Annotated in this window: 20 protein-coding genes, 1 tRNA gene and 2 pseudogenes; 17 read left to right on the plus strand and 6 right to left on the minus strand. The window is 56.5% G+C overall.

The genetic code is table 11. The features are described from left to right. Window positions 1-55: 55 nt before the first annotated feature. Window positions 56-583, plus strand: a pseudogene (locus BHW66_RS12805) (flavodoxin); the annotation flags it as partial. Between the two features lie 182 nt (window positions 584-765). Then, window positions 766-1,662 carry an SDR family oxidoreductase gene (locus BHW66_RS07395; RefSeq protein ID WP_046434463.1) on the plus strand — a complete coding sequence of 299 codons (897 nt, stop codon included), beginning with the start codon at window positions 766-768 and terminating at the stop codon, window positions 1,660-1,662. A gap of 100 nt (window positions 1,663-1,762) precedes the next feature. On the opposite strand, the gene BHW66_RS07400 is transcribed toward BHW66_RS07395, so the two are convergent. Together BHW66_RS07400 and BHW66_RS07405 are read right to left on the minus strand one after the other, a co-directional pair. Beyond that, a complete protein-coding gene (locus BHW66_RS07400) occupies window positions 1,763-2,212 on the minus strand; it encodes a CNNM domain-containing protein (protein WP_046434461.1) in 450 nt (149 codons plus the stop codon). A gap of 47 nt (window positions 2,213-2,259) precedes the next feature. After that, a tRNA-Met gene (locus tag BHW66_RS07405) sits at window positions 2,260-2,336 on the minus strand. Window positions 2,337-2,684: 348 nt separating this feature from the next. Here BHW66_RS07405 and raiA point away from each other — a divergent pair. Beyond that, on the plus strand, window positions 2,685-3,278 hold the full coding sequence (raiA, locus tag BHW66_RS07410; RefSeq protein ID WP_012420042.1) for a ribosome-associated translation inhibitor RaiA: 594 nt from the start codon (window positions 2,685-2,687) through the stop codon (window positions 3,276-3,278). A 213-nt stretch (window positions 3,279-3,491) separates the two neighbouring features. Further along, entirely contained in the window at window positions 3,492-3,620 is a 129-nt protein-coding gene (locus tag BHW66_RS07415) for a hypothetical protein (protein ID WP_012420041.1), read from the plus strand. A 209-nt stretch (window positions 3,621-3,829) separates the two neighbouring features. On the opposite strand, the gene BHW66_RS07420 is transcribed toward BHW66_RS07415, so the two are convergent. Beyond that, window positions 3,830-4,537, minus strand: a complete 708-nt coding sequence (locus tag BHW66_RS07420) for a hypothetical protein (RefSeq protein ID WP_102742029.1) — start codon at window positions 4,535-4,537, stop codon at window positions 3,830-3,832. Between the two features lie 122 nt (window positions 4,538-4,659). Between BHW66_RS07420 and BHW66_RS07425 the strand changes: the two genes are divergently transcribed. The 5 genes and pseudogenes from BHW66_RS07425 to BHW66_RS12810 all read left to right on the plus strand — a co-directional run bounded on the left by BHW66_RS07425 (window position 4,660) and on the right by BHW66_RS12810 (window position 9,659). Beyond that, window positions 4,660-6,270, plus strand: a complete 1,611-nt coding sequence (locus tag BHW66_RS07425; RefSeq protein WP_022197439.1) for an ABC-F family ATP-binding cassette domain-containing protein — start codon at window positions 4,660-4,662, stop codon at window positions 6,268-6,270. A gap of 242 nt (window positions 6,271-6,512) precedes the next feature. After that, complete coding sequence (locus BHW66_RS07430) at window positions 6,513-6,851, plus strand: hypothetical protein (RefSeq protein WP_046434456.1); 339 nt, start codon at window positions 6,513-6,515, stop codon at window positions 6,849-6,851. 128 nt (window positions 6,852-6,979) lie between these two features. Beyond that, entirely contained in the window at window positions 6,980-7,726 is a 747-nt protein-coding gene (fabG, locus tag BHW66_RS07435) for a 3-oxoacyl-[acyl-carrier-protein] reductase (RefSeq protein WP_022197437.1), read from the plus strand. Window positions 7,727-7,749: 23 nt separating this feature from the next. After that, window positions 7,750-8,955 (plus strand): SUMF1/EgtB/PvdO family nonheme iron enzyme, encoded by a 1,206-nt coding sequence (locus tag BHW66_RS07440; protein ID WP_022197436.1) that lies wholly within the window; start codon window positions 7,750-7,752, stop codon window positions 8,953-8,955. Between the two features lie 13 nt (window positions 8,956-8,968). Continuing rightward, window positions 8,969-9,659: pseudogene (locus tag BHW66_RS12810) on the plus strand (N-acetyltransferase). Window positions 9,660-9,760: 101 nt separating this feature from the next. Here BHW66_RS12810 and BHW66_RS07455 read toward each other — a convergent pair. Then, complete coding sequence (locus tag BHW66_RS07455) at window positions 9,761-10,501, minus strand: PEP-CTERM sorting domain-containing protein (protein ID WP_022197433.1); 741 nt, start codon at window positions 10,499-10,501, stop codon at window positions 9,761-9,763. A gap of 427 nt (window positions 10,502-10,928) precedes the next feature. Here BHW66_RS07455 and mnmA point away from each other — a divergent pair, with 427 nt between their 5' ends. The 3 genes from mnmA (at window position 10,929) to BHW66_RS07470 (ending at window position 14,350) form a co-directional block, all read left to right on the plus strand. Beyond that, a complete protein-coding gene (mnmA, locus tag BHW66_RS07460; protein WP_084042872.1) occupies window positions 10,929-12,002 on the plus strand; it encodes a tRNA 2-thiouridine(34) synthase MnmA in 1,074 nt (357 codons plus the stop codon). Next, window positions 11,999-13,348 (plus strand): tRNA uridine-5-carboxymethylaminomethyl(34) synthesis GTPase MnmE, encoded by a 1,350-nt coding sequence (gene mnmE / locus BHW66_RS07465; RefSeq protein ID WP_046437704.1) that lies wholly within the window; start codon window positions 11,999-12,001, stop codon window positions 13,346-13,348. Before mnmA ends, mnmE begins: the two co-directional genes overlap by 4 nt. Before the next feature lie 144 nt (window positions 13,349-13,492). Continuing rightward, a complete protein-coding gene (locus tag BHW66_RS07470; protein WP_012419698.1) occupies window positions 13,493-14,350 on the plus strand; it encodes an IdeS/Mac family cysteine endopeptidase in 858 nt (285 codons plus the stop codon). Window positions 14,351-14,375: 25 nt separating this feature from the next. Here BHW66_RS07470 and BHW66_RS07475 read toward each other — a convergent pair whose 3' ends face one another. Continuing rightward, the gene (locus BHW66_RS07475; protein WP_162378776.1) at window positions 14,376-15,005 is read right to left on the minus strand and encodes a trimeric intracellular cation channel family protein; all 630 of its coding nucleotides are present in this window, start codon (window positions 15,003-15,005) and stop codon (window positions 14,376-14,378) included. Between the two features lie 52 nt (window positions 15,006-15,057). Then, window positions 15,058-15,837, minus strand: coding sequence for an MBL fold metallo-hydrolase (locus BHW66_RS07480; RefSeq protein WP_046437707.1), 780 nt, complete (start codon window positions 15,835-15,837; stop codon window positions 15,058-15,060). A gap of 157 nt (window positions 15,838-15,994) precedes the next feature. Here BHW66_RS07480 and BHW66_RS07485 point away from each other — a divergent pair, with 157 nt between their 5' ends. Genes BHW66_RS07485 through BHW66_RS07505 form a run of 5 tightly spaced genes read left to right on the plus strand, consistent with a single transcriptional unit; the run spans window position 15,995 to window position 22,018 of the window. Next, window positions 15,995-16,450, plus strand: coding sequence for a hypothetical protein (locus tag BHW66_RS07485; protein ID WP_046437709.1), 456 nt, complete (start codon window positions 15,995-15,997; stop codon window positions 16,448-16,450). Window positions 16,451-16,459: 9 nt separating this feature from the next. Next, window positions 16,460-18,022 (plus strand): 16S rRNA (cytosine(1402)-N(4))-methyltransferase RsmH, encoded by a 1,563-nt coding sequence (gene rsmH, locus BHW66_RS07490; RefSeq protein ID WP_237970158.1) that lies wholly within the window; start codon window positions 16,460-16,462, stop codon window positions 18,020-18,022. A 22-nt stretch (window positions 18,023-18,044) separates the two neighbouring features. Then, the gene (locus BHW66_RS07495) at window positions 18,045-18,389 is read left to right on the plus strand and encodes a hypothetical protein (RefSeq protein ID WP_046437711.1); all 345 of its coding nucleotides are present in this window, start codon (window positions 18,045-18,047) and stop codon (window positions 18,387-18,389) included. Between the two features lie 16 nt (window positions 18,390-18,405). Then, window positions 18,406-20,505 (plus strand): penicillin-binding protein 2, encoded by a 2,100-nt coding sequence (locus BHW66_RS07500; protein ID WP_046437712.1) that lies wholly within the window; start codon window positions 18,406-18,408, stop codon window positions 20,503-20,505. 7 nt (window positions 20,506-20,512) lie between these two features. Next, the gene (locus BHW66_RS07505) at window positions 20,513-22,018 is read left to right on the plus strand and encodes a UDP-N-acetylmuramoyl-L-alanyl-D-glutamate--2,6-diaminopimelate ligase (protein ID WP_046437714.1); all 1,506 of its coding nucleotides are present in this window, start codon (window positions 20,513-20,515) and stop codon (window positions 22,016-22,018) included.

Raw genomic sequence — 22,018 nt, forward strand, 5'->3', positions numbered from 1 at the left:
GCAGGCAAAAGGGCTGCCTGTTGTCCGCAGAACCGGACAAGATGCGGGAAAACCGCTGGTTGTTTATTTCTCCGCAACGGGCAATACCAAAGCGGTGGCGGAACAAATTGCGAAACTGACCGGAGCGGATCTCTACCGGATTGAAGCCGCCGAGGCCTACAATGCCGACCCTTACCGCGACAGCGACCGTGTCAAAAAAGAAGCTTATGAAAACCTGCGCCCAAAGGTCGCTAACTTGCCTGAAGCCTCCCTGATGGCGAAATATGATACTATCTTCGTCGGCTCTCCAATCTGGTGGCATCAGCCTGCCATGGTGATTTGCACCTTTTTAGAGGCATTTGACCTGAAAGGGAAAACGCTCATTCCCTTCTTTACTTATGACGCGACTACTTATTTAAACGAATCCATGCAACAAATTTACAGGCTTACGCCCCATTCCCGGCACATTCCGTCAACTCTTCCAGAAGACCTTGACCCAGGAGATATTACAACTCCCGGACGTGCCGATGATGAGGGGATTGACATGCCGGGCAATGCCGCAGGCGTCAAAACATGGCTGAAAAGAATCGGCATGCTGCCATGACTTTTGCCTGGGTTCTTTCATCCCCCCCTCAGTTTTTCAATCCATATGACCCATTTTGCAATACCATCACCTATGGCCGTTTTTGCATTGCCCTTTTTGCGGGAGGGCCATACCGTCCGGCTAGAGGAACATAACATATGGCTAGGAATAAAAACCGGTCATTTCAACTGATTTCATAGCCCATGGAACAACGTCTATCCAAAAAAGTCATGATATTGACGGGAGCCGGGCAAATCGGCATGGCCATTGCCCGCAGAATAGGAAGCGGTATGAAAATCGTCATTGGCGACAAAAATATCGGGAACGCGCATGCCATTGCCCGGACGATGAATCAGGCCGGATTTGACACCATCCCCTTAGAGATGGATCTCTCTTCCCGGGACTCCATCCTGCATTTGATTGCAGAAGCACAGAGGTACGGCAATATTTCCATGCTCGTCAATGCAGCGGGGGTTTCCCCCAGCCAGGCATCCGTTGAAACCATTCTTAAAGTGGATCTCTACGGAACCGCCGTATTGCTGGAAGAGGTGGGGAAAGTTATTTGCCCCGGCGGCTCGGGAGTAACTATCTCCAGCCAATCCGGTCACCGCATGCCCGCTCTGACTGCCGAACAGGACGAACAACTGGCCATGACTCCAACAGAGGAATTGCTGAACCTCGAACTCCTCCAACCCGGGAATATCAAGGACACTCTGCATGCCTACCAGATGGCGAAACGCTGCAACGTCAAGCGTGTCATGGCGGAAGCCGTCAAATGGGGTGCCAAAGGCGCACGCATCAACTCCATTTCCCCGGGCATTGTAGTCACCCCTCTGGCAATCGATGAATTCAACGGTCCCAGAGGTGATTTTTACAAAAACATGTTTGCGAAGTGCCCTGCAGGAAGACCCGGTACGGCGGATGAAATAGCCCATGTAGCGGAATTGCTGATGGGCGGCAAGGGGGCTTTCATCACCGGCGCGGACTTCCTGATTGACGGGGGAGCCTCCGCCTCCTATTTCTACGGTCCGTTGAAACCGCACGATTCAAAAGAGAAAACCTCTCAGACAATCGAAAACGGCAGGCAAAGCATAAAATGAAGCTTACTGAAATCAACGCAGCATCAAAAGGAAAACACCGTAGATCATAAGCACAAAACAACATGAAAAAAACGACCAGCCACATTGCTGGCGACGTTTCTCATGTTACCCATTTATAATAAGGACCAAAACGGATAACGGGCCTCTGCCCCTGACCGCACGGCTGTTCCGTCATCTTGGCATCCAGCCATGCAATATCCCCCCGCGAAGTTATGATGGACTCCAAATTCCGGTCACCGAAATTAAATATACGTTCCACATCCTGCACATCCCCATCCCGGGCATTTTCCTGAATCATCAGGCGGATTTCCTCTTCCGTCACCCTGTCAGTCGTATTACTGACGCCCAGCAAATTGCATGCGAAAACTATGCTTTTGGAAAGCACCCATACGAAGGGGGCTGCAGCACAAGAAAAGGCTTTCACCGGCACAGCCGCCAGTTTGGAAATTACTTCCGGAGCACACATTCCAACTCTCTTGGGCATCAGTTCCCCGAATACAAAAGCTCCCGGAAACAACAGACTCCCAATACCCTCCGGATGCTTTTCCATTCGTAACGAAAAAACCCTGCAAGCAATGAACTTGCAGGGTTTTCAAATGGTTACGGGAGCAGGATTTGAACCTGCGACCTTCAGGTTATGAGCCTGACGAGCTACCTGGCTGCTCCATCCCGCGATTTAGAGAGCATCTGTAGAGGAGTGCGCAACTGTTATAAGGCATTTCCGCAGCATGTCAAGTACTTTCAAATAATTTTTTTATACCCGCAATTGTATGACAAAGACGTTCAAACGTATTCCGAAGACGACGGAAAGCGATAAACGGAAACGGCCGCTCCCCGATTGATTGGCTCACAACAGGTAGGAGAGCCGCCCAGGTCCGGCATATGGAAACGGAAACAGAAAAGTGCCTTTCCCCGCACGCGAAAAAAAGAAAGGATTCCTCGACAAACATTGTCAAATCTGTATATCTTGAAAGGTGCGGACGGGGTCCGCGCATTAACATCAACTAGAAAGAGGTACGACAATGCAAAAGGTAAACGTAAACACACCCATTACGATCACGGGGCGCCACGTGGAAGTCACAGACGCGATTCGGGAATTCGTAACGAAAAAAATTGAGGGGATCCGCCTGGATTTCCCGCGCATTATGGAGGTTAAAGTACTGCTTGATGTGCAACGCGACCGCAAGATTTCTCAGGTAATCCTGTTCTGCTCGGATCATATCACCATTGACGCGTCCACGGAAGGGACGGACATGTACGCCTGCATTGATGAGACGATCACCAAAATCATGCGCCGCATGCGCAAGCACAAAACGCGCCTGATGAAGAATTTCCGTCCCCATCACCAGGAAACTATCCGCAAGCTGGATGAAACGGTATATGACGATTCCGTGCTGGATTACCCAGGAGATTCCCCGGAAGACCCGGAACCCCTGCTCATTCACAGAGAAAGCTACAATCTCAAAAAGCTTTACAAGGAAGAAGCCATCATGGAACTGGAACTTTCCGATAAGCCATTCGTACTCTACAGGAATGCGCGGCGAGACGTGCTCCAGATCGTATACCGGAGGCCGGACGGGGACTACTCTATCATTGAGCTTGGGAGCAGCCTGTAAGCGCAAAAAACGGTTTTGAAACAATCCGTTTTCCATAACGCATCAAAAAGAGCAGGACTTCAGAAACCGGGGGTCCTGCTCTTTTCTGTAATGCCGTGACATGGAACAAGAAAATCTCTTGATTTCTACTTGCCACCATTTACATTGGTGCCAGCAAACCTCCGTGGATGCGGAGGTTCCAGTAGTTAACAAACACTGTATTTAATTCGAATTATGAAGAACATCGCTATCCTCGCCATCGCCGGCGCCGCTTGCCTGGTCGCTTCCTGCTCCCAGCAGCAGCAGCAACAGCAAACCACCGCTCCTGCTCCCGCTCCGGTTGTGCAGGCCAAGGGCAAGTAAGTTTGCAGCGGGGTTTTGCCCTGCAACACTAGCAAATTATCCAATTAATCCGCACTCGGTGTACGCACTGAGTGCGTTTTTATTTGCCCTGAGTCCGGATTCCCTCCGCCATTTGCCGATTCGCCGGGATTTTCCTTAAAAACGGCGGATACCGCAAACCGCCGCGGCGCAGCACCGTGTGCCGGTTCCTGCCGGATCAGGCTTCCCCTTTATTCAGCGGCCGCCTTCGCCTCATTCTGCTGATCGGACTGGAATATCCGCTGAACCAGAATGGGGCGTTTCCTGGCCCACCCGGGCCAGACCAGGTGATGTTCCATGCCGTAGGAATGGCCCTCCGGAAAGGCCTTGGAAACAAATGGTTCCCGCCAGTCCTCCTCCCATTTGCCGCCTTCCCGGTCCTTCTGGGTCAGCGTCACCAGATGCCCGCAGTTCTTCCAGGCATCCAGAACAATGGAGCCCTGCAATCCCTTCCCCGCGGCATTGACATACACGCAACTGTGCTCCCTGCCCGTTCCACGGTCTCGAATCGTCAGCCCTATGCGGAAATACTTCACGGGGCGGCGGCGCAGGTCCCGGTACAAATCCTGCTGGACCTGCCAGCACAGCCCCCTGTCGCGCAGGTTGGAATTGACCAGAATATTGTTCAGCCAGCCAAACAGCACAGTCCTGTTGTCCCGGGCAATCGCTGCGGACTGGACCACGGCCGTGTCCGCCAGCCACCTGGCCTCCGCTCCGGCAGCGGGAAGAGAGGCCTGATCCGGCGGCAGCAGCGCCAGGAAGGCATTAGCCAGCCCGGACATTTGCTGCTGCACGTAAGTTTGTTGTATATAATCCTCCGCCGGAGGAGTACAGCAGGAACTCCATCCGCACAAAAGGGCGGCAGCAAGCAAAAGCCTGAATGTCTGCGTGGTCGGCATGGCGCGCCAAGGCTAGCAGACTACGCGTAAAAATCCAGTAAAGCTTTCAAAAATGCCAGCCTCCGCCCTGACGGCTCTTGCCTTCCCCTTTCCATCCCGGTAGAATACATCCTCTCTTCACCATGCTGACGATCAAAAATCTCACAAAATCCCACGCCGGACGGACCTTGTTCAGGGAAACGGAAATGACCATTAACTGGGGGGAACGGGTGGCTCTGGTTGGCCCCAACGGAGCAGGCAAATCCACCCTGTTCCGCATGATTCTGGGAGAAGACACGCCGGACGAAGGCTCCATCAGCATGGATGAATACGCCATCGTGGGCTATCTTCCCCAGGAAGCCAGCGAACCGAAGGATGAAACCGTTCTGGAAATCGCCCTGGGCATCACGCCGGAAATGGAACAGGCCATCCACACCATCCGGACGGCGGAAAACGCCAACAAAACGGATACGCCGGAATACGCGGAAGCCATTGACACTTTCAACGCCGCCAACGGTTACCAGCTGGAGCCCAAAGCCAAGAAAATTCTCAAAGGGCTGGCCTTTCGGGAAAGCGACTTCCATCGCCCCGCCCGGGAAATGTCCGGCGGCTGGATCATGCGCGCGTACCTGGCCAAGCTCCTTGTCCTGGAGCCGGACCTCCTGATGCTGGACGAACCTACCAACCACCTGGACCTCCTGTCCCTGCTGTGGCTCCAGCGATACCTGAAAAACTACCCCGGAGCCATCCTGATGATTTCCCACGACCGGGATTTCATGGATGAGCTGGTGGAAAGCGTGTACGACATCGACAACGAAGAACTGGTGGAATACCGAGGCAATTACTCGGACTTCCTCCAACAAAAGGACGTGCGCTTCGAGCAGCTTCAGGCGGCCTACCGCAACCAGCAGAAGGAAATAGCGCACATTCAGGAATTTATTGACCGTTTCCGCTCCATCAATTCCAAAGCCGGGCAAGTCCAGAGCCGCATCAAGCAGCTGGAAAAGATGAAAATCATTCAAAAACCGGTAGCCCGCAGGAAGGTATTTAAATTCAACTTCCCCCAGCCTCCGCGCAGCACCCAGAAAGTCATTGAGCTGGAAAAAGTCTGCCAATCCTATGGCGACCGCAGGGTTTATGAAAACCTGGACCTGCTGGTGGAACGCGGGGAGCGCACTGTTCTTGTAGGTCCGAACGGCGCGGGCAAATCCACTCTTCTCAAAATCCTGGCGGGCATCATCCCCATTGACTCCGGACAACGCACTCCCGGTACCACGACGCGCATCGGCTACTTCTCCCAGGCGCGAACGGAAAACCTGAATCCGGAAAATACCGTGCTGGAGGAAATCATGAAATGCAGCGCTGAAATCCGGGAGGAAGAAGCGCGTTCCATCCTGGGTTCCTTCCTGTTCCGGAGGCTGGATGTGGAAAAACGCGTCAGCGTTCTTTCCGGCGGGGAAAAATCGCGGCTCAGCCTGGTCAAATTCCTAGTGGATCCGCCCAACCTCCTGCTGATGGACGAGCCGACCACCCACCTGGACCTTTTGTCCGTAGAAGCCCTGGTGCAGGCTCTGAAGCATTATGAAGGAACACTGGTCTTCATCTCCCACGATGTGCACTTCATCCGTTCCCTGGCACAAAAAACCCTGCATGTGAACCGGGGGACCATCACCGCCTACGCAGGCGGATATGACTACTATCTGGAAAAGTCAGGCATTCTGGACGATGAAAAAGGCGGCATCACGGCGGAATAAGGCTCTTTTTTCAGTTTCCCCTTTTTCCTTGCCGTGGATTTCATCCTGCCTCAAAAGAACAGGATGAAGGCTTTTCTTGTTCCTCTCTTATATTCTGCGCTTCTGTCCGGAGCCTCTCTTGCATTTGGTGAAACGGCCGCCGGAACGGCTTCCCCACAGCAGCGGCTCCGGCGGAAAAAATTCCTTCCGCGGAATCCCTGATCAACCAGGCCTTTTCCTTTGCCATCAATATCCAGCAGACGTTGGCAGGCGTTCAGGACAAGGAAAGCGCGGACAACGCCGTCAAAACGCCGCAGGACATTCAGAAGGACATCCGGCATTTCCTCCAGCTTCAGGATAAATTGAACGATGCGGAAAAGGAGAAAGAAGACGCCTTGATAGAAAAAATGAAAAAACGAATGGAAATGCTGGACAACCGCTGCAGGCAGGAAGGCAAACGCCCGTTTGAGGCCCGTTATTACGGTTCCGCCGCCTTAAAGGACATTTTGGAAAATTCGGATGAATTCAGCGGCCTGGTAGAACCGGATGAAGACGGGGCGCCCCCCAATGCAATCCGGGAAAATGAAGAGGCCGGACAGTAGCCTCCCCCTCACCCCGTTTCTCCCCCTTTTTTCATTCCCGGCCCGCCCTTTCCCCATATGGGGTCCTGCGCGGCCAGGTCCATTTCAAGCTTGCCGGAACCGTGAAAAACGGGTTTACTGTGGGCAGCATGCAAAAGTTAGCAGGTAAAACAGCCATCGTTACCGGCGCGGGCCGCGGAATCGGCAATGCCGTCGCGCGCCGCTTCGCTTCGGAAGGAGCCAGGGTCATCCTGATCAGCCGCAGTCCATCCAGCTGCGGGGGAGCCGCAGAAGAAATCAACAAGGAATTTCCGGATTCCTGCAAGGCCTACCCCTGCGACGTAGCGGATTACGCGGCCGTTCAGGAAACCATGGCCGCCATTTTGAAAGACTTCCTGCAGATTGACATCCTGGTGAACAACGCCGGCATCACGCGGGACTCCCTGATGCTCCGCATGAAGGAGGAAGACTGGGATGCCGTTCTGGACACCAACCTGAAAAGCGCGTTCAATACGGTCAAGGCCCTCCAGCGTGTTCTCATGAAATCCCCGGCCGGGCGCATCATCAACATGAGCTCCGTCATCGGTCTCGTCGGCAACATCGGCCAGGCCAATTACGCCGCTTCCAAGGCGGGCCTCATCGGCTTCACCAAATCACTGGCCCTGGAATTCGCTCCGCGCAAAGTCACGTGCAACGCCATTGCTCCCGGCTTCATCTCCACGGAAATGTCCAATGCCATTCCCGACAATCTCAAGGAAGAAATCGTCAAGAAAATACCTTTGAAAGAACAAGGTTCCGTGGAAGATATCGCCGCCCTGACGGCCTTCCTTGCCTCTGACGATGCCCGTTACATCACCGGGCAGGTCATTGCCTGCGACGGAGGCATGACGATGTAGGGCATTCCGGTTTTCACCATTCCATGCGCGGCATTTTCCTTGTTTCCTGCTTTCTGGGAGGAAGCGCCCTGCTGGCCGGGTGCCGGGAAGAAAATAATTCCCCCCGCCCGGCCACGGAAGATGCCGCGCGCATTACCAGCGCACGCCAGTGGGGAGAAAGCCGATCCGCGCTGCAAAAACGGGAACTGGACCGCGCTGCCGGTCCTGCCCTTCCCATTCCGGATGACCTGCCGTCCCGGGAGCTGGTCGGCACGACGCGCCAAATCCATCAGCTCATTGAAGCTTCCGGAAATCCGGCACGTTTTGAATCCTACACGGAAACGGTTCCCGCGGCGGGAGCTTCCCTGCGCATGGTCGCCATACCGGGAGGAACGTTCCTCATGGGGAGTCCCGCGGAAGAGCCGCACCGGAAACCGGACGAAGGTCCGCAGCATAAAGTGAGCATCTCCCCCTTCTGGATCTCGGAAACGGAAATCCCCTGGGAACTTTATACGGCCTTCATGGAAAACGGGCGTCCGCGCGCCAAGGACGGCCAGCTTCTGGAGGAACAGCCGGATGACGAACTGTGGGACTCCGTCACGCAGCCTACCGCCCCCTACGCCGCCATGAACCTGGGCATGGGCCACGGCTATGAACACGGCCTGCCCGCCATCTCCATGTCCCACCACGCCGCCAGCAAATTCTGCGAATGGCTGAGCGCCCAGACCGGGCATTACTACCGCCTGCCCACGGAGGCGGAATGGGAATACGCCTGCCGGGCCGGTTCCGCCGGCGCCTATTCTTACGGAAACGGGGAAGCCTCTCTGGACCAGTACGCCTGGTACTGGAACAATTCCAATGACCGCTACCAGAAAACAGGCTCTAAAAAACCAAATAAGTGGGGACTCCGGGACATGCACGGAAATGTGGCGGAATGGGTTTTGGACTCTTACGTTCCGGATGCCTACGGCAAACGGAGCGGCTTGCCCACGAAAGACCCCCTGGTCATCATCCCCGGCGCCCCTCACATCGTTCGCGGCGGTTCGTGGGAAGACGACCCGGACAGCCTGAGAAGCGCTGCGCGCCGCGCCAGCACCCCCGCCTGGAACCGTCAGGATCCTCAAAACCCTAAAAGCATCTGGTACCTGACGGACGGAGGCATGATCGGGTTCCGCGTGGTGCGCCCCATGAACATTCCGGACATTATGACGATGCACCGCCTCTGGAATTTCTCCAAGGGGGAGCCGTAAAGAACAATCTTTCATGACCATTGCATTAAGAACGGAACAATCCTCAGACCATGCCGAAACGGAACATGTCACGAGAGAAGCGTTCTGAAACTATTTCGTCCCCGGCTGCAATGAACATTACCTGCTCCATATCATGCGCGTCAGTCCTTCCTTCATCCCGGAGCAGGATGCAGTCGCCATCCACGGCAGCCGCATCGTCGGGAAACATCGTTGATGCAACGTCCGTCATCAGGGCAGACGATGGAAAAGAATATGAAGTGCTGGGCATGGGGCCCATTGCCGTTCTTCCGGAATACCAGCGCCGGGGAATAGGACGGCGGATGATCGGCTACACCAGGAACCGGGCGCGTGAAATGGGCTTCCGTGCCATTTTCCTGTACGGCGACCCGGACTACTCTTCACACTGTGGATTCGTTCCCGCGGAAACGCTGGGCATCAGAACGGCGGATAATAGGTATGCGGCGGCCCTCCAGGTCTGTGCGCTGCAAAGGGGTTCCCTATCCGGCCTGAAAGGCCGCTATGTGGAAGCTGCCGTGTACCATATGGACGAAAAGCGCGCTGCCGAATTTGACCGGCATTTTCCGGTAAAGAAAAAGCTTTCCGGTATTGCGTCTCAAAAACGTTTCCAGCAAATTGCCGCCATGCGGAGAAAACCGGATACGGCCCCCTGCCCCCGGAAATCCCGTACCTTCCGGAGGGCATGAATCCCGCATGCGGATAAGCAATTCTTCCTCTCTGGATATAAAAAACAAGAGCTGTTCCGCAAGAACAGCTCTCATCCGCCGATTTTTCGCCATCAGGAAGCTCAAGCCCTGCGGCGGCGCATCATCAGCGCGGCCAGTCCCAGCAGGCCCAGGGAAACCGTGGCTGGTTCCGGCACCATTTCCCCTCGGATTTCCGTGAAAATCGGAGATAATAAGCTGAAAGTATTGGTTCCGTTGGCTCCCGTAATAACAACAGAATCACCAGGCGCTCCCTCGGCGTCATAATGGCCGCGGATGCCGGGAGCAGTCAATCCGCCGCTGATCGTTACGGTATCTCCTTCCGTGTTAGCAGTAGGGGCGGCTGTCCCCCCCGCAGCATATAAATACGTTTTAGACGTATCCTGCATCAAGCCCATCACGGACTGGCTCACGGCCAGGAAGCGGTATGTCAATGCCGCGTCAAGAAGCAGGGGAGAACCATCCAGGGAAGAAAAACTGAACGTCAGATTAATCCCTGCTGCAGTAGTTCCCGTATTGGTGCTCCAGCCGATGACCGAATTGTCGGAGCCATTCAGCACCAGGAAGCCGTAAGTGACATTAGCGCCCAAATTGTTGGCGGCTCCGCGCAGCGTAAAACTGTCCAGTCTGATCTCTCCGGACAGGGAGGAGGGAGAAGAGGAATCGGAAGGAGCCAGGGAAGAAGACCCCAGGCTAAGATAAAACCCATGGATGGTACTATTGTAATTATCCGTACCGGGAGTGTAATAATTAAAAACGGTCGCTGCCTCCGAGGAAACAGCAAAGCTTCCCATCGCGATTAAAAGTGTCAGTGTTTTCTTCATATTTATTATTCCTTTTGGATGGCAACTTGTAGCGAATTTGGAATTCCCCAATCGGATTTGGAATCCGTCAAGTAATGAAAAAGAGGCCAAATCAATCATGAAACCAATGAATAACAAAGACTGACCCGTCATCTTGACAAAAGGACCAGAGATATTAAAAAATCATTATTTTCAATGAATTATAAACACAATATACTAACTCTTAATATTTTTAATTGCTTGCGGATTCCAAATTCGATTTCAGGGAATGTGATTAAAAATCAAAAGCCTCCCGGATCGACCGAATCATATTCCGCATCAGGGACCGGATGCCCCATTTCCACGCTTTTTGTCTTGGCTTACGGAAACATCTTTGGTTTACAGGGGCAGGCGGCAAAGCCTTTCTCAAAGCGGTCCGCCTTATCACCCCCATATCTTTTCCAGCATCGTGGCACGCATACTTGTAGGCTTATCAGGCGGAGTGGACAGCTCCGTGGCAGCGGCCCTGCTCGTGGAGCAGGGCCATGACGTAGTGGGGGCCTACATGAAAAACTGGGTGAATGACGAAGGCATCCCCGGCGAATGCCCGTGGGAACAGGACATTCAGGACGCGCTGGCCGTCGCCAAAACAACAGGTATTGAATTCCGGGTCATTGACCTGGTGGACGAATACCGCGCCCGCATCGTGAATTATCTGATTGAAGGCTACCGCGCCGGATATACGCCCAACCCGGACGTATTGTGCAACCGGGAAATGAAATTCGGCGTCTTTCTGGATTATGCCCTGGAACAGGGGTTCGATTACGTCGCCACCGGCCATTACGCCCGCAGGATGGACACGCCGCAAGGGGCTTTCATCCTGCGCGGGCGGGACCCGAACAAGGATCAATCCTACTTCCTGTCCCTGATGCGCCCGGACCAGATAGCCCGCGCCGTCTTTCCCCTTGGGGATCTGCTGAAACCGGAAGTGCGCGTTCTTGCGGAAAAATACGGCCTCCCCACGGCACGCAAGAAAGACAGCCAGGGCATCTGTTTCATCGGCCAGGTAAAAATGAGCGATTTCCTGCGCCACTACCTGCCGGACAAGCCCGGCAAAATCGTGGACACGGAAGGCCGGACGCTCGGCACGCACAACGGCCTGCATCTGTTCACCATGGGCCAGAGGAAAGGGCACGGCGTCGCCTCCCCGCGGGAGGGAGTCGCCTATGTGGTGGTGGGAAAGGATGTCCAGCGCAACCGCCTGATTCTGGGATACGAAGACGCGTCCACGCGGGGATTGTACGCGTCCCGCGCCGTGGTCGGCGGCATTTCCAATACGCTCGCTCCCCTGCCGGCCCGCGTCATGGCCCAGCCCCGCTACCGGGCCAAGGCGGAATGGGCCTCCTGCGAATATCTGGAAGAAGGAAAGGTGCGCCTGGGCTTTGACACGCCCCTCCGGGCCCTGGCCGTGGGACAGGTCTGCGCCTTTTACGACGGAGGCAAGTTGCTCGGGGGCGGCTTTTTTGAATCCATAGAACCATGACTGACCCGGAACGCACCATAGCCGCACAGGCCACCGCCGCAGGACAGGGAGCCATCGCCGTCATCCGCATGAGCGGTCCCGGCTGCATGGACATCCTGAAACAATGCACCCCTGCGGCTTTCACGGAACGCCTCCGGCCGCGCAGGGCGACGCTGGTCTGCATCCGGGACGCGGAAGGAGCCGCCATTGACCAGGCGCTTGTCACCTGGTTCCCCGCCCCGGCCAGTTATACGGGGGAAGATACCGCGGAAATCTCCTGCCATGGCGGCATGCTGGTGACGGACCGCCTGCTGAAACGCCTCTACCAATGCGGGGCCTCCCCAGCGGAACCGGGAGAATTTACAAAAAGGGCCTTTCTGAACGGGCGCATGGACCTGACCCAGGCGGAAGCCGTGATGGATGTGATTTCCGCCGGGAGCGACCTGGCCCTGAAAGCCGCGCAGACCCAGCTGGACGGAGGCATCGGCGCCCAGGTGGACGAACTGAAAGACAACCTGGTTCATGTGCTGGCCCACATTGAGGCCTATATTGATTTTCCGGATGAAGACATTTCCCCGGACACCGCCTCCGATCTGCTGGCGCGCCTCCGGAGCATGGAGGAAAAACTGGCCGCCCTCCTCAAAACTGCCGAAGGCGGACGCCTGCTGCGGGAAGGCATCCGCACGGCGATCGCGGGACCTCCCAACGTGGGAAAATCCAGCCTGCTGAATACCCTGCTGGGATATGACCGGGCCATTGTCAGCAATATTGCCGGTACCACGCGGGACACGGTGGAGGAATCCATTCAGCTGGCCGGGCTGGCCCTGCGGCTGATTGATACGGCCGGTGTCCGCGAATCTTCCGACGTCATTGAACAGGCAGGCATTACCCGCACCAACAGGGCTCTTGAAACCGCGGATCTGGTTCTGGAAGTGGCGGATGCCTCCACGCCCCGGATCCAAGACTTCCCCGCCCCTGTTCTCACCGCGCCCCGGCTGCTCATTCTGAACAAGTGCGACCTGGGAGTCCATCCGGACTGGAAGGCCGTGCCCGGCATCCGGTTTTCCTGCGCCACCGGGGAAGGAAGAAAGGAATTGGAGGAAGCCATTATCCAGGCCTTTTCCTCCTCCCTGCCCGGTGAAACGGGCAGCTCCCTGGTAGCCATCAATGCCCGGCACCAGCATGAACTGGGCCTCTGCCGGGAGCATGTCCGGCTGGCTTCGGAATCCATCTCCCGCCAGGAAAGTCCGGAATTCACAGCCCTGGAACTGAGAGAGGCCCTGACGCACCTGGGAGAAATCACCGGAGCCGTGGATACGGAGGACGTGCTGGGCGCCATTTTTTCCTCCTTCTGCCTGGGGAAATAAGAAGAAGCTTTCATCAACAGGTTTTTCTGACTCCAGATTCTTCTTTCCTCTCCATTCTGTGGAAGGATGGCAATCATCCAAAAATTTATTTGCGGATATTTTCATTGATTCCGGCTTGTTAATTCGCTATCGATATCATGTTTTATGTTGCGCACCCTTTCTCTCTTTTTCCTTTTCGCTCTGGTTCCTGTTCAAGCCGCCATTTATTTTGCCCATAATGTTTCCGAAGATTCGGGGTTCATAAATACCAAAAAATACTGGAACGGAGATTCCGATTTATGCTGGGCGGCCACAGCCAGCAATATGCTGCAATGGTGGCAGAATAATTCCTCCGGCATTCCGGCTTTCGTTCCCAACGGCCAGAATGAAAGCGGAAGAACGGAAATTTACGATGTGTTTTGCAATAATTGGGCCAATACCGGGAAAGGCATAGAAATAGGCCTGCGGTGGTACCTGGGAGGGAAACCTCTCAATCCCAACAATTATTTATACGATTTTAAGGAAACCATCACTGAACCGCAGAATACTGGCCGATACTGGGAGGGATACATTACATCTCTGGGATTGTCCTCTTCCACCTGGGAAGGCGACTGCCCTTTCATCAGCAGCAAATACTTCACGCAAAGCGACTTTCCCCTCCAGTTCGGTACAGACCTCGTCTCATTTTTCCAGAATGGCGGCGTAGTGGGACTTTCCATTGCTCCTGCATCAGGTCCGGGTCATGCCATTACCTGCTGGGGAATTGAGGTTGACGACACTACCGGCATGGCCAAATCCCTGTACGTCACAGACTCCGACAACGGACAAGGTCTGGAAAAACGGGACGTTTATTATCATGAAACGGATGGAACCCTGCACTTGGGGAGCGAGAACGGCCCTCGAATCAACGCATACGACGCCCTGATGCTGCCCTTTTATAATGTTCCGGAACCTTCCACGGCAGTTCTCACCACCCTCGCGGCGGGAACTGCCTTTTGCCGCCGCAGGCGCCGACGCTCTTAAGGCTTCACGAAAACATTCCCTCCTGTCAAGTTTCCGGTTCTTCAGGAGGCGAATCGGTATCCGAGGTGAATAACGGAATGTAGGAAGGCAGGTTCCAGTTCCAGCGGATGGCCGCCAGGCGTACGGAAAGCGTGACCATGAAGCCCGTCACGAAGCAGGTGGAAGAATCAATTCCGGCATAGTAAAGCACCGCGTACGCCACGCCTCCCAGCAGGGCCGCGGTGGCGTATAGTTCTCCGGGACGGAACACGTAGGGAACGTTGCCGGTAAGCACGTCGCGCAGCAGGCCGCCCGCCACGCCGGTACAAATGCCCATCATCACGGAAACAGTGGGCGTATAGCCGTGGAGATAGGATTTTTCCGTGCCGATCATGCCGAAAAGGGCCAGAACGATAGCATCCGCCACGCGGATAGTGCCCATGGGTGGCGGATATTTCTGGGCCACATAAAAGGTTGCCAGGCTGGTGACGACGGAGGCCAGAACAAAAATTTCCCCTGAGGGGAGCGTCCAGTACACCGGTATGTCCAGCAGGATGTCACGCACGGTTCCGCCGCCCAGAGCAGCCAAGGTGCCGCAGACAATCACGCCGAACAAATCCATTTTCACCCGCGAGGAAGCGATGGAACCCGCCAGGGCTCCAATAATCGTGCTCATGATTTCACAGGTGGAGAGGAACATGGCGGGAGGAACAGGAAAAGAGGCGTATTCAGCAGACCCGTATCCACGGCAGGCAGGAGTCCTGGCTGGCGCAGAACAGGGAGGTGGAAGCCAGCCCCATGTCATGCAGGGTATCACGCATCAGGCTTTCTGCCAATGCCGGAGAATTGCTTTCTGCGCTCAGGTGAGCCAGCACCACGTTTTTCAGGGCGTCATGGGCAATCCGCCTCAGCAGGTCGCACGCCTGCTCATTGGACAGATGCCCGTGCGCGGAGGCGATGCGCTGTTTCAGCGGCCAGGGCCTCTTGGGAGTGGCCGCCAGCATGTCCGGATCATAGTTTGATTCCACCACCAGACTATCCACCATGGCAAGATATTCCGCGATGCAGCCGGGAGCCTGCCCCGTATCGGAAATAAAACCCAGACTGGACCGTTCCGTTTCAAATTTGAATCCCACCGGGTCCACGGCGTCATGGTAAGTGGGGAAGGGGGTAATGACGATATCTCCTATTTTGAACGATTGGCCCTTTTCAAAATAGGCCCAAGGGGCCTCCGGCGCTTTTTCCTGGACGCACATGGCCGTATGGCGGGTGGCGTAAACGCGCACGGCATGTTTTCTGGTGAACTGGTGTACGCCTTTCATGTGGTCCGCGTGTTCGTGGGTGAGCAGAATGGCGTCCAGCTCATCCGGCTCCACGCCGGCAGACCTCATCTTATCCCGCAGCCTGGAGGCGCTGAACCCGGCATCCACCAGCAGGACGGTTTCCCCCGCCCTGACAATGGTGGCATTTCCCCCGCTGCCGCTGCCCAACACGCAAAACTGCATCATGCGCGGAATATAATACCGCCCCCGGAAGGGAGCAAGACCGTATCCATGCTTTTTTTTATGACATGGGAACATGAAAAAATACTTTTTTCCAGTACGGGGTTGACATTTCAGGTGCATTAAAGTGTATTGAAGTCACTACGTAGTGTACTTGCATGCGATGAGCAGTGTATCAGACAACCTTTTTGGTGCATACACGCACAAGCTGGACCCCAAAAACCGGATTGCCATTCCGGCCGAATGGAGGCCCTCCGAAGGTTGCGCCCTGCTCCTGTTATCCGGCCGGCGCCTTGATTTGCCGACCGTCAAAGCCTATACGCGGGAAAAATTCCAGCAACTCATTGACAAGATAGAAGCAACGCCCGGCTATACGGAAGCGCAGATCGACCTGTTCATCGGTAAATTATACGCCAACTGTGTGGAGGCTGTCATCAACGCTCAAGGCAAGCTACTGATACCCAAGCAAATGTGCGAACACGCACAGCTCAGTTCCTCCGTCCGGCTCGCTGCGCGGAGAGGATATTTCGAATTGTGGGAACCCTCTCTCTATGAAGAAGTTTCCCGGCGCGAGAACGCCAGCATCTCCGACATCAACCAATCCTACGGCATTCTCTGACTTTCCTTCATGCCCCCAGATTCCTCCATTCCGCCCGATCCTCAGGCACGCCCCTGCGCAACGCTTGCATTGCGCCCGGGCTGGCTTGCTTCCGACCTGGGCATCGGAGCCAGAACCGGGCTGCATGCGGAACTCACGGCTTATTCCATCGTTTTTTGGGGGCACGATGCCCTTCCGGCGCAGGATATGGTTGCCTGGCAGCAGGAAAAGGCACGCCTCATGGCGGAGATGTCCCTGGCCGGGCAAAAGGGCGCCTATGGCAAGCTGGGCGCATTGTCTTCCGGCCTGAACCGGGCTTTTGACAACCATATTGAGCTTTCTTTACGCGCGGGCGCGGGTACGCACGTCCGCACGGAGGAGGCGCTGGCCCTGGCAAACGGGCTCGCGGAAGAAACGTCCTGCCGCGTGCTGGCGTGGAGCGTCTGCCGCAACCATGTGCATGTGATTGCGGAGCTGACGGAGGAAAAAGGAGTGGATGAGCTGGTCTGCTCCTGGAAGGCGCTGGCCCCCTCCATGAACTGGGAAGACGCGTACCACACGGAAGCCCTGAAAGCCAGGGAAGCCGCTGCCAGGGTGGACGCCCTGATCTCCGAACTGGGGGATGACGCCGTTGCCGCCGTTGATGCGGAAGCGGACGGGGCCGTTTCCGGAACCGGCTTCCGGCACATTACCGTTCTGTTGCATGAGACGGTGGACATGCTGAAGGCAGGCCCCGGTAAATTCATCGTGGACTGCACGCTTGGCGGCGGCGGCCATACGGAACTTCTGCTGGAACAGGGAGCCACCGTCTGGGGCATTGACCGCGATGCGGACGCCCGCCGCGCCGCCATGCTCAGACTGGCGCGCTTCGGTTCCCGTTTCAAGGCGCTCGCCGGCAACTTCCAGGATGTGGAAAGCATTCTTTCCCAGCAGGGGGTTTCCCGGGTGGACGGGCTGCTGGCGGATCTGGGCGTTTCCTCCCACCAGCTTGACACCGCCGCCCGCGGCTTTTCCTTTAGGGAAGACGGCCCTCTGGACATGCGGATGGATACCCGCGCCGCCTTCTCCGCCCGGAATCTGGTGAATGAAGCCCCGGAAGAAGAAATCGCAAACATTATCTGGCAATTCGGAGAGGAACGCGCTTCCCGCGCCATCGCCCGCGCCATTGGAAAAGCCCGCGCCCAAGCCCCCATCACCACGACCGCACAGCTTGCCCGCATCGTGGAATCCGTCCTGCCGCGCAAAGGAAGGCAACACCCCGGCACCCGCACGTTCCAGGCTCTGAGAATAGCCGTCAACGGCGAGCTGGATGCCCTGGACGCCCTGCTGGATTCCTCCGTGCGCCTGCTTGGGCAGGGGGGCCGCATGGCCGTCATCACCTTCCACAGCCTGGAAGACCGCAGGGTCAAGCAGTTCTTCGAGCTGCGGAGCCGTCCGGAAATAGACCGCCCGGAATGGCCGGCTCCCCGCCCCAACCCGGATTACTGTTTCCGCCCGCTTTCCCGCAAGCCCGTTACTGCGGGAGAAGAAGAACTTTCAATCAACCCCCGTTCCCGCAGCGCCAAGTTGCGCGGCGTGGAAAAAATCATCTGACCATCTCTCTTTCGCCACCGCCATGAAAAGATTCAAACAACGTTTCACCGGCCACCAGATCAGCGTGAGCATGATCATGTGGCTCATTGCTTTCGCCTCCCTTACCTGCGGGGCGGGCATCACTTACGCCGTGCTGAAAAACGACCAGATCCAGGTTGCGCGCGACATCAAGCAGATGAACGAAGAAATTGCCTCCTGCGAACTCACAAAGGAATATTACCGTTCCAAGACTTCCTCCCTGACCAGCCGCTGGGCCATCCGCGACAGACTGGCCCAGGACAAGTCCAATCTGCAGCCTATCGAGCCCTCAGCCGTAGAATACATTTCTTCCGAAAACGCTTCCCGCATCGCCGCGGCAGGCCATTAAACGCGTTGAGCCGTTCATGATCACGATCACGAAGTCCAGATTTGCCAGAAGAAGCCTCGTCCTGTGCGGCCTGGCGGGCGCGGCGGTCATCTGGCTGATGTTGTCGCTGGTCAATCTTCAGCTGGTTTCCCCCAGGAAAACGAGCGGCGTTTCCAGCGGCGGCATTATTGAACGGGAGGTTCTCCTGCCCCAGCGCGGCCGCATCATGGATGCCAATGAGGAAATCCTCACCAGCAATATGCAGAGCTCTGAGTTGATTGCGGACGGCTATCATCTGAACGACCCCAAGACTATCAGCTGGGCTCTGGCTTATTCCAAGGCCGTCCATTCCCCCTTCTGGGAGAAAGCCGCAACGGATAAGGAAAAGGAGAAGCTCGTTTCCGGCTTCCGCAGCAAGATTCTGGGGCAGGCCGCCAGCAAAAAGGACGGCAGCAAGGAACATAACCTGGCGAAAATCCTGCTGGAAGAGCCTGAAGACGGGCCGGAAGGGGTGGACATGGCCAGGAAAAAGCTGGAAGAGCTTTACGAGCCGGAGATGGTGAAAGAATACGTGCAGGCGCACCTGGAATACGCCGCCAAAGTGATTGCCCCCTTCCTGCCGGACATGAGCGTGCAGGATATCATCAATACGGTGGAAAAAGACGGGGCGATTCCCAAGAAGCGCATCGTCATTGCCAAAAACCTGTCCGAGGAAAAAGCGGAACTGCTGCGGCAGGCTATCCAGAACGCCCGCGTCCAGGGATTCCGTTTTGAAACTTCCTCCAAACGCGTTTATTCCGTGCCGGAATGCATGGTGCATATTCTTGGCTACATCGCCCAGACGAAGGACAGCGGCCCCCGGCCCGTAGCCCTTTCCGGCCTGGAAAAGCAGCTTGACGACCAGCTGCTGGGCCACAACGGCATCAGGGAGTACCGGAAAGACAGCCGCGGACGCATCATTCCCTCCGCGGATTCCCGCTTCAAGGATGCCGTGGACGGGCTGAACGTGCGCCTGACGGTAAACATGGAGTACCAGACGATCGTGGAGGAGGAGCTGGACGCAGCCATCTCCCTTTACACGGATCAGACTCACAAACCCCGCGGCTGCATTATTGTGGTGGAACCCAAGACCGGCAGCATTCTGGCGATGGCCAGCCGGCCCCACTATAATTTAAATACGCGCGAGGGCCTTCAGGAAGGCGCTTACCATTTCGCCGTTCAGTCCCTGTACGAACCCGGCTCCACCTTTAAAATAGTTTCCGTCACATCCGCCGTGGACAGCGGAAAGGCCACGTTCGACACCATGATTAACTGCACCCCCTATCCGGTGCCCGGTTCCCGCCCCGTCACGGACGCCCCCCGTTCCTATGGAGGTCTGACCGTAGCGGGCGTGTTGAAAAAATCCAGCAATCCGGGCGCCTTCCGCATTGCGCTGAAATCGGGCTGGCCCACGTATAAAAAATACTTTGATCTGTACGGGTTTTCCTCCAAAACGGGCATCGACCTGCCGGGGGAAACCAACAGCCAGTGCCAGGACGGCAGCAATTTTGTCAACTTTTCCCGCATCAGCTTCGGCTACTCCCTGATGGTGTCCCCCCTGCAGGTCGCCATGGCTTATGCCGCCATAGCCAATGACGGCGTGCGCATGCGCCCCCGGCTGGTTGACGGCATTTATGTGGATGACAAGAACTTCCAGCCTTCCCCCCCCGTGGAGGTATGCCGGGTCATGAGCGTCAAGACGGCCCGGGACCTTCGGAACGCCCTGTTCCACGTTACGGATCTGGACGGAACCGCCAAAAGAGCGCGGATTGAAGGCTACAACGTGGGAGGCAAAACCGGAACCGCCCACAAGGTGAAGCCTACAGGCGGCTATTTTGAAAACCGCTACACCGTCTCCTTCGTAGGAATGCTCCCGGTGGAGGACCCGGCCTTCGTCTGCCTCGTCGTCATTGACGATCCCACTTCCAAGCACTGCCATCCCGGAGGCGGAACCGTATGCGCCCCGGTCTTCCAGAAACTGGCCACCCGCCTGGCGGCCGCCATGAACATTCCCAAAAATTCCCCTTCCGCAGAGGCAAATAAAAAAGCCTCCCGTGCCCAGGCCTCTTCCACCCCATCCAAACCGCCGCGCAGATAATCCCGTCATGAAGCTACTTACCTTACTCAAAGACCTTCCCTCCCATACGCTCACCGGCTCCCCCCAGGTGAAAATCTCACATCTGGAATGCGACAGCCGGCGCATTCTGCCCGGTTCCTGCTACATTGCCCTGAAAGGAACCCGGGCGGACGGTCATGAATTCATCCCGGAGGCCATTCGCCGCGGAGCCTGCGCCGTCGTCGCGGAAATGCCCTGCACGCAGGAAGCCAGGGAAGCCGGAGTCAGCTGGGTGGAAGTGAACGATTCCCGCCTGGCCGTCAGCCTGATGGGCGCAGCCTGGAACGGGCGCCCTTCCCGCCACATGACCATGATCGGCGTGACGGGGACGAACGGAAAAACCACGACGGCCTACATTGCCCATTCCCTGCTCAAGCAGTCCTGGCTGCGCGCCGGATTGATCGGCACCATCGCCTATGACAACGGAGAGGAAATCACCCCTTCCACCCATACCACGCCCGGACCGCTGGAACTGGAACACCTGCTGAAGGAAATGTATGAAAACGGCTGCCGCGGCGTCTCCATGGAGGTCTCTTCCCACGCGCTGGACCAGGAACGCGTGGCCGGCATCAATTTCAACGTGGGCATTTTCACCAATCTGACCCAGGACCACCTGGACTACCACCACACTATGGAGAATTATTTCCAGGCCAAGGCGAAATTGTTCGAACAGATGGCGCAGGACACCAGATCCCGGCGAAAACCCGTGGCCGTCATCAACATCGACGACGCTTACGGCCGCCGGCTGGCGGAAATGTTCTCCGGCCGCATGACCGTAAAGACCTACGGGTCCGCCCTGGGGGCGGATTTCCGCATGCTGGTGCACCACGCCACCGCCAAAGGCAGCGAGTACGAATTGGAATACAAGGGGAAAAGCTACCTGGTCCGTGTCCCCCTGATCGGCAAGTTCAACATGTACAACAGCCTGGCCGCGCTGGCCGCCGTCATTTGCGCCGGCATCCCCGTGCGGGACGCCATTGCGAACCTTCAGAATATTCCGCAGGTCCCCGGCAGGCTGGAACTATTCACCCACCCCGGAGGCGCCCAGATCTTCATTGACTATGCCCACACGCCGGACGCCCTGGAAAACGTCTGCAAGACGCTCAAGGAACTGTGCTCCCGCCGCCTGATTACCGTGTTCGGCTGCGGCGGGGACCGGGACAGGGGAAAACGTCCCCTGATGGGAGCCGCAGCCGCACGCCTGTCAGACGCCTGCATCGTCACCTCCGACAATCCCAGAAGCGAGGAACCCCTCTCCATCATCAACCAGATTGCGGCGGGCATGCCGGAAGGAAGATACGCCATTATTCCGGACCGGGCCAGGGCCATTGCCACCGCTATTGACCAGGCACGTCTTGGAGACATCGTCCTCATTGCGGGCAAGGGCCATGAAAATTACCAGGAGCTTTCCACCGGCCGCATTGATTTCAGCGACGCCAAGGAAGTGCGCCGCAACATGTTCATCAAGGAACGGGAAGAATTCCCCCAGGCATAA

The organism is Akkermansia sp. 54_46 (genome assembly GCF_001917295.1).
In the GTDB taxonomy this organism is placed as follows: domain Bacteria; phylum Verrucomicrobiota; class Verrucomicrobiia; order Verrucomicrobiales; family Akkermansiaceae; genus Akkermansia; species Akkermansia muciniphila.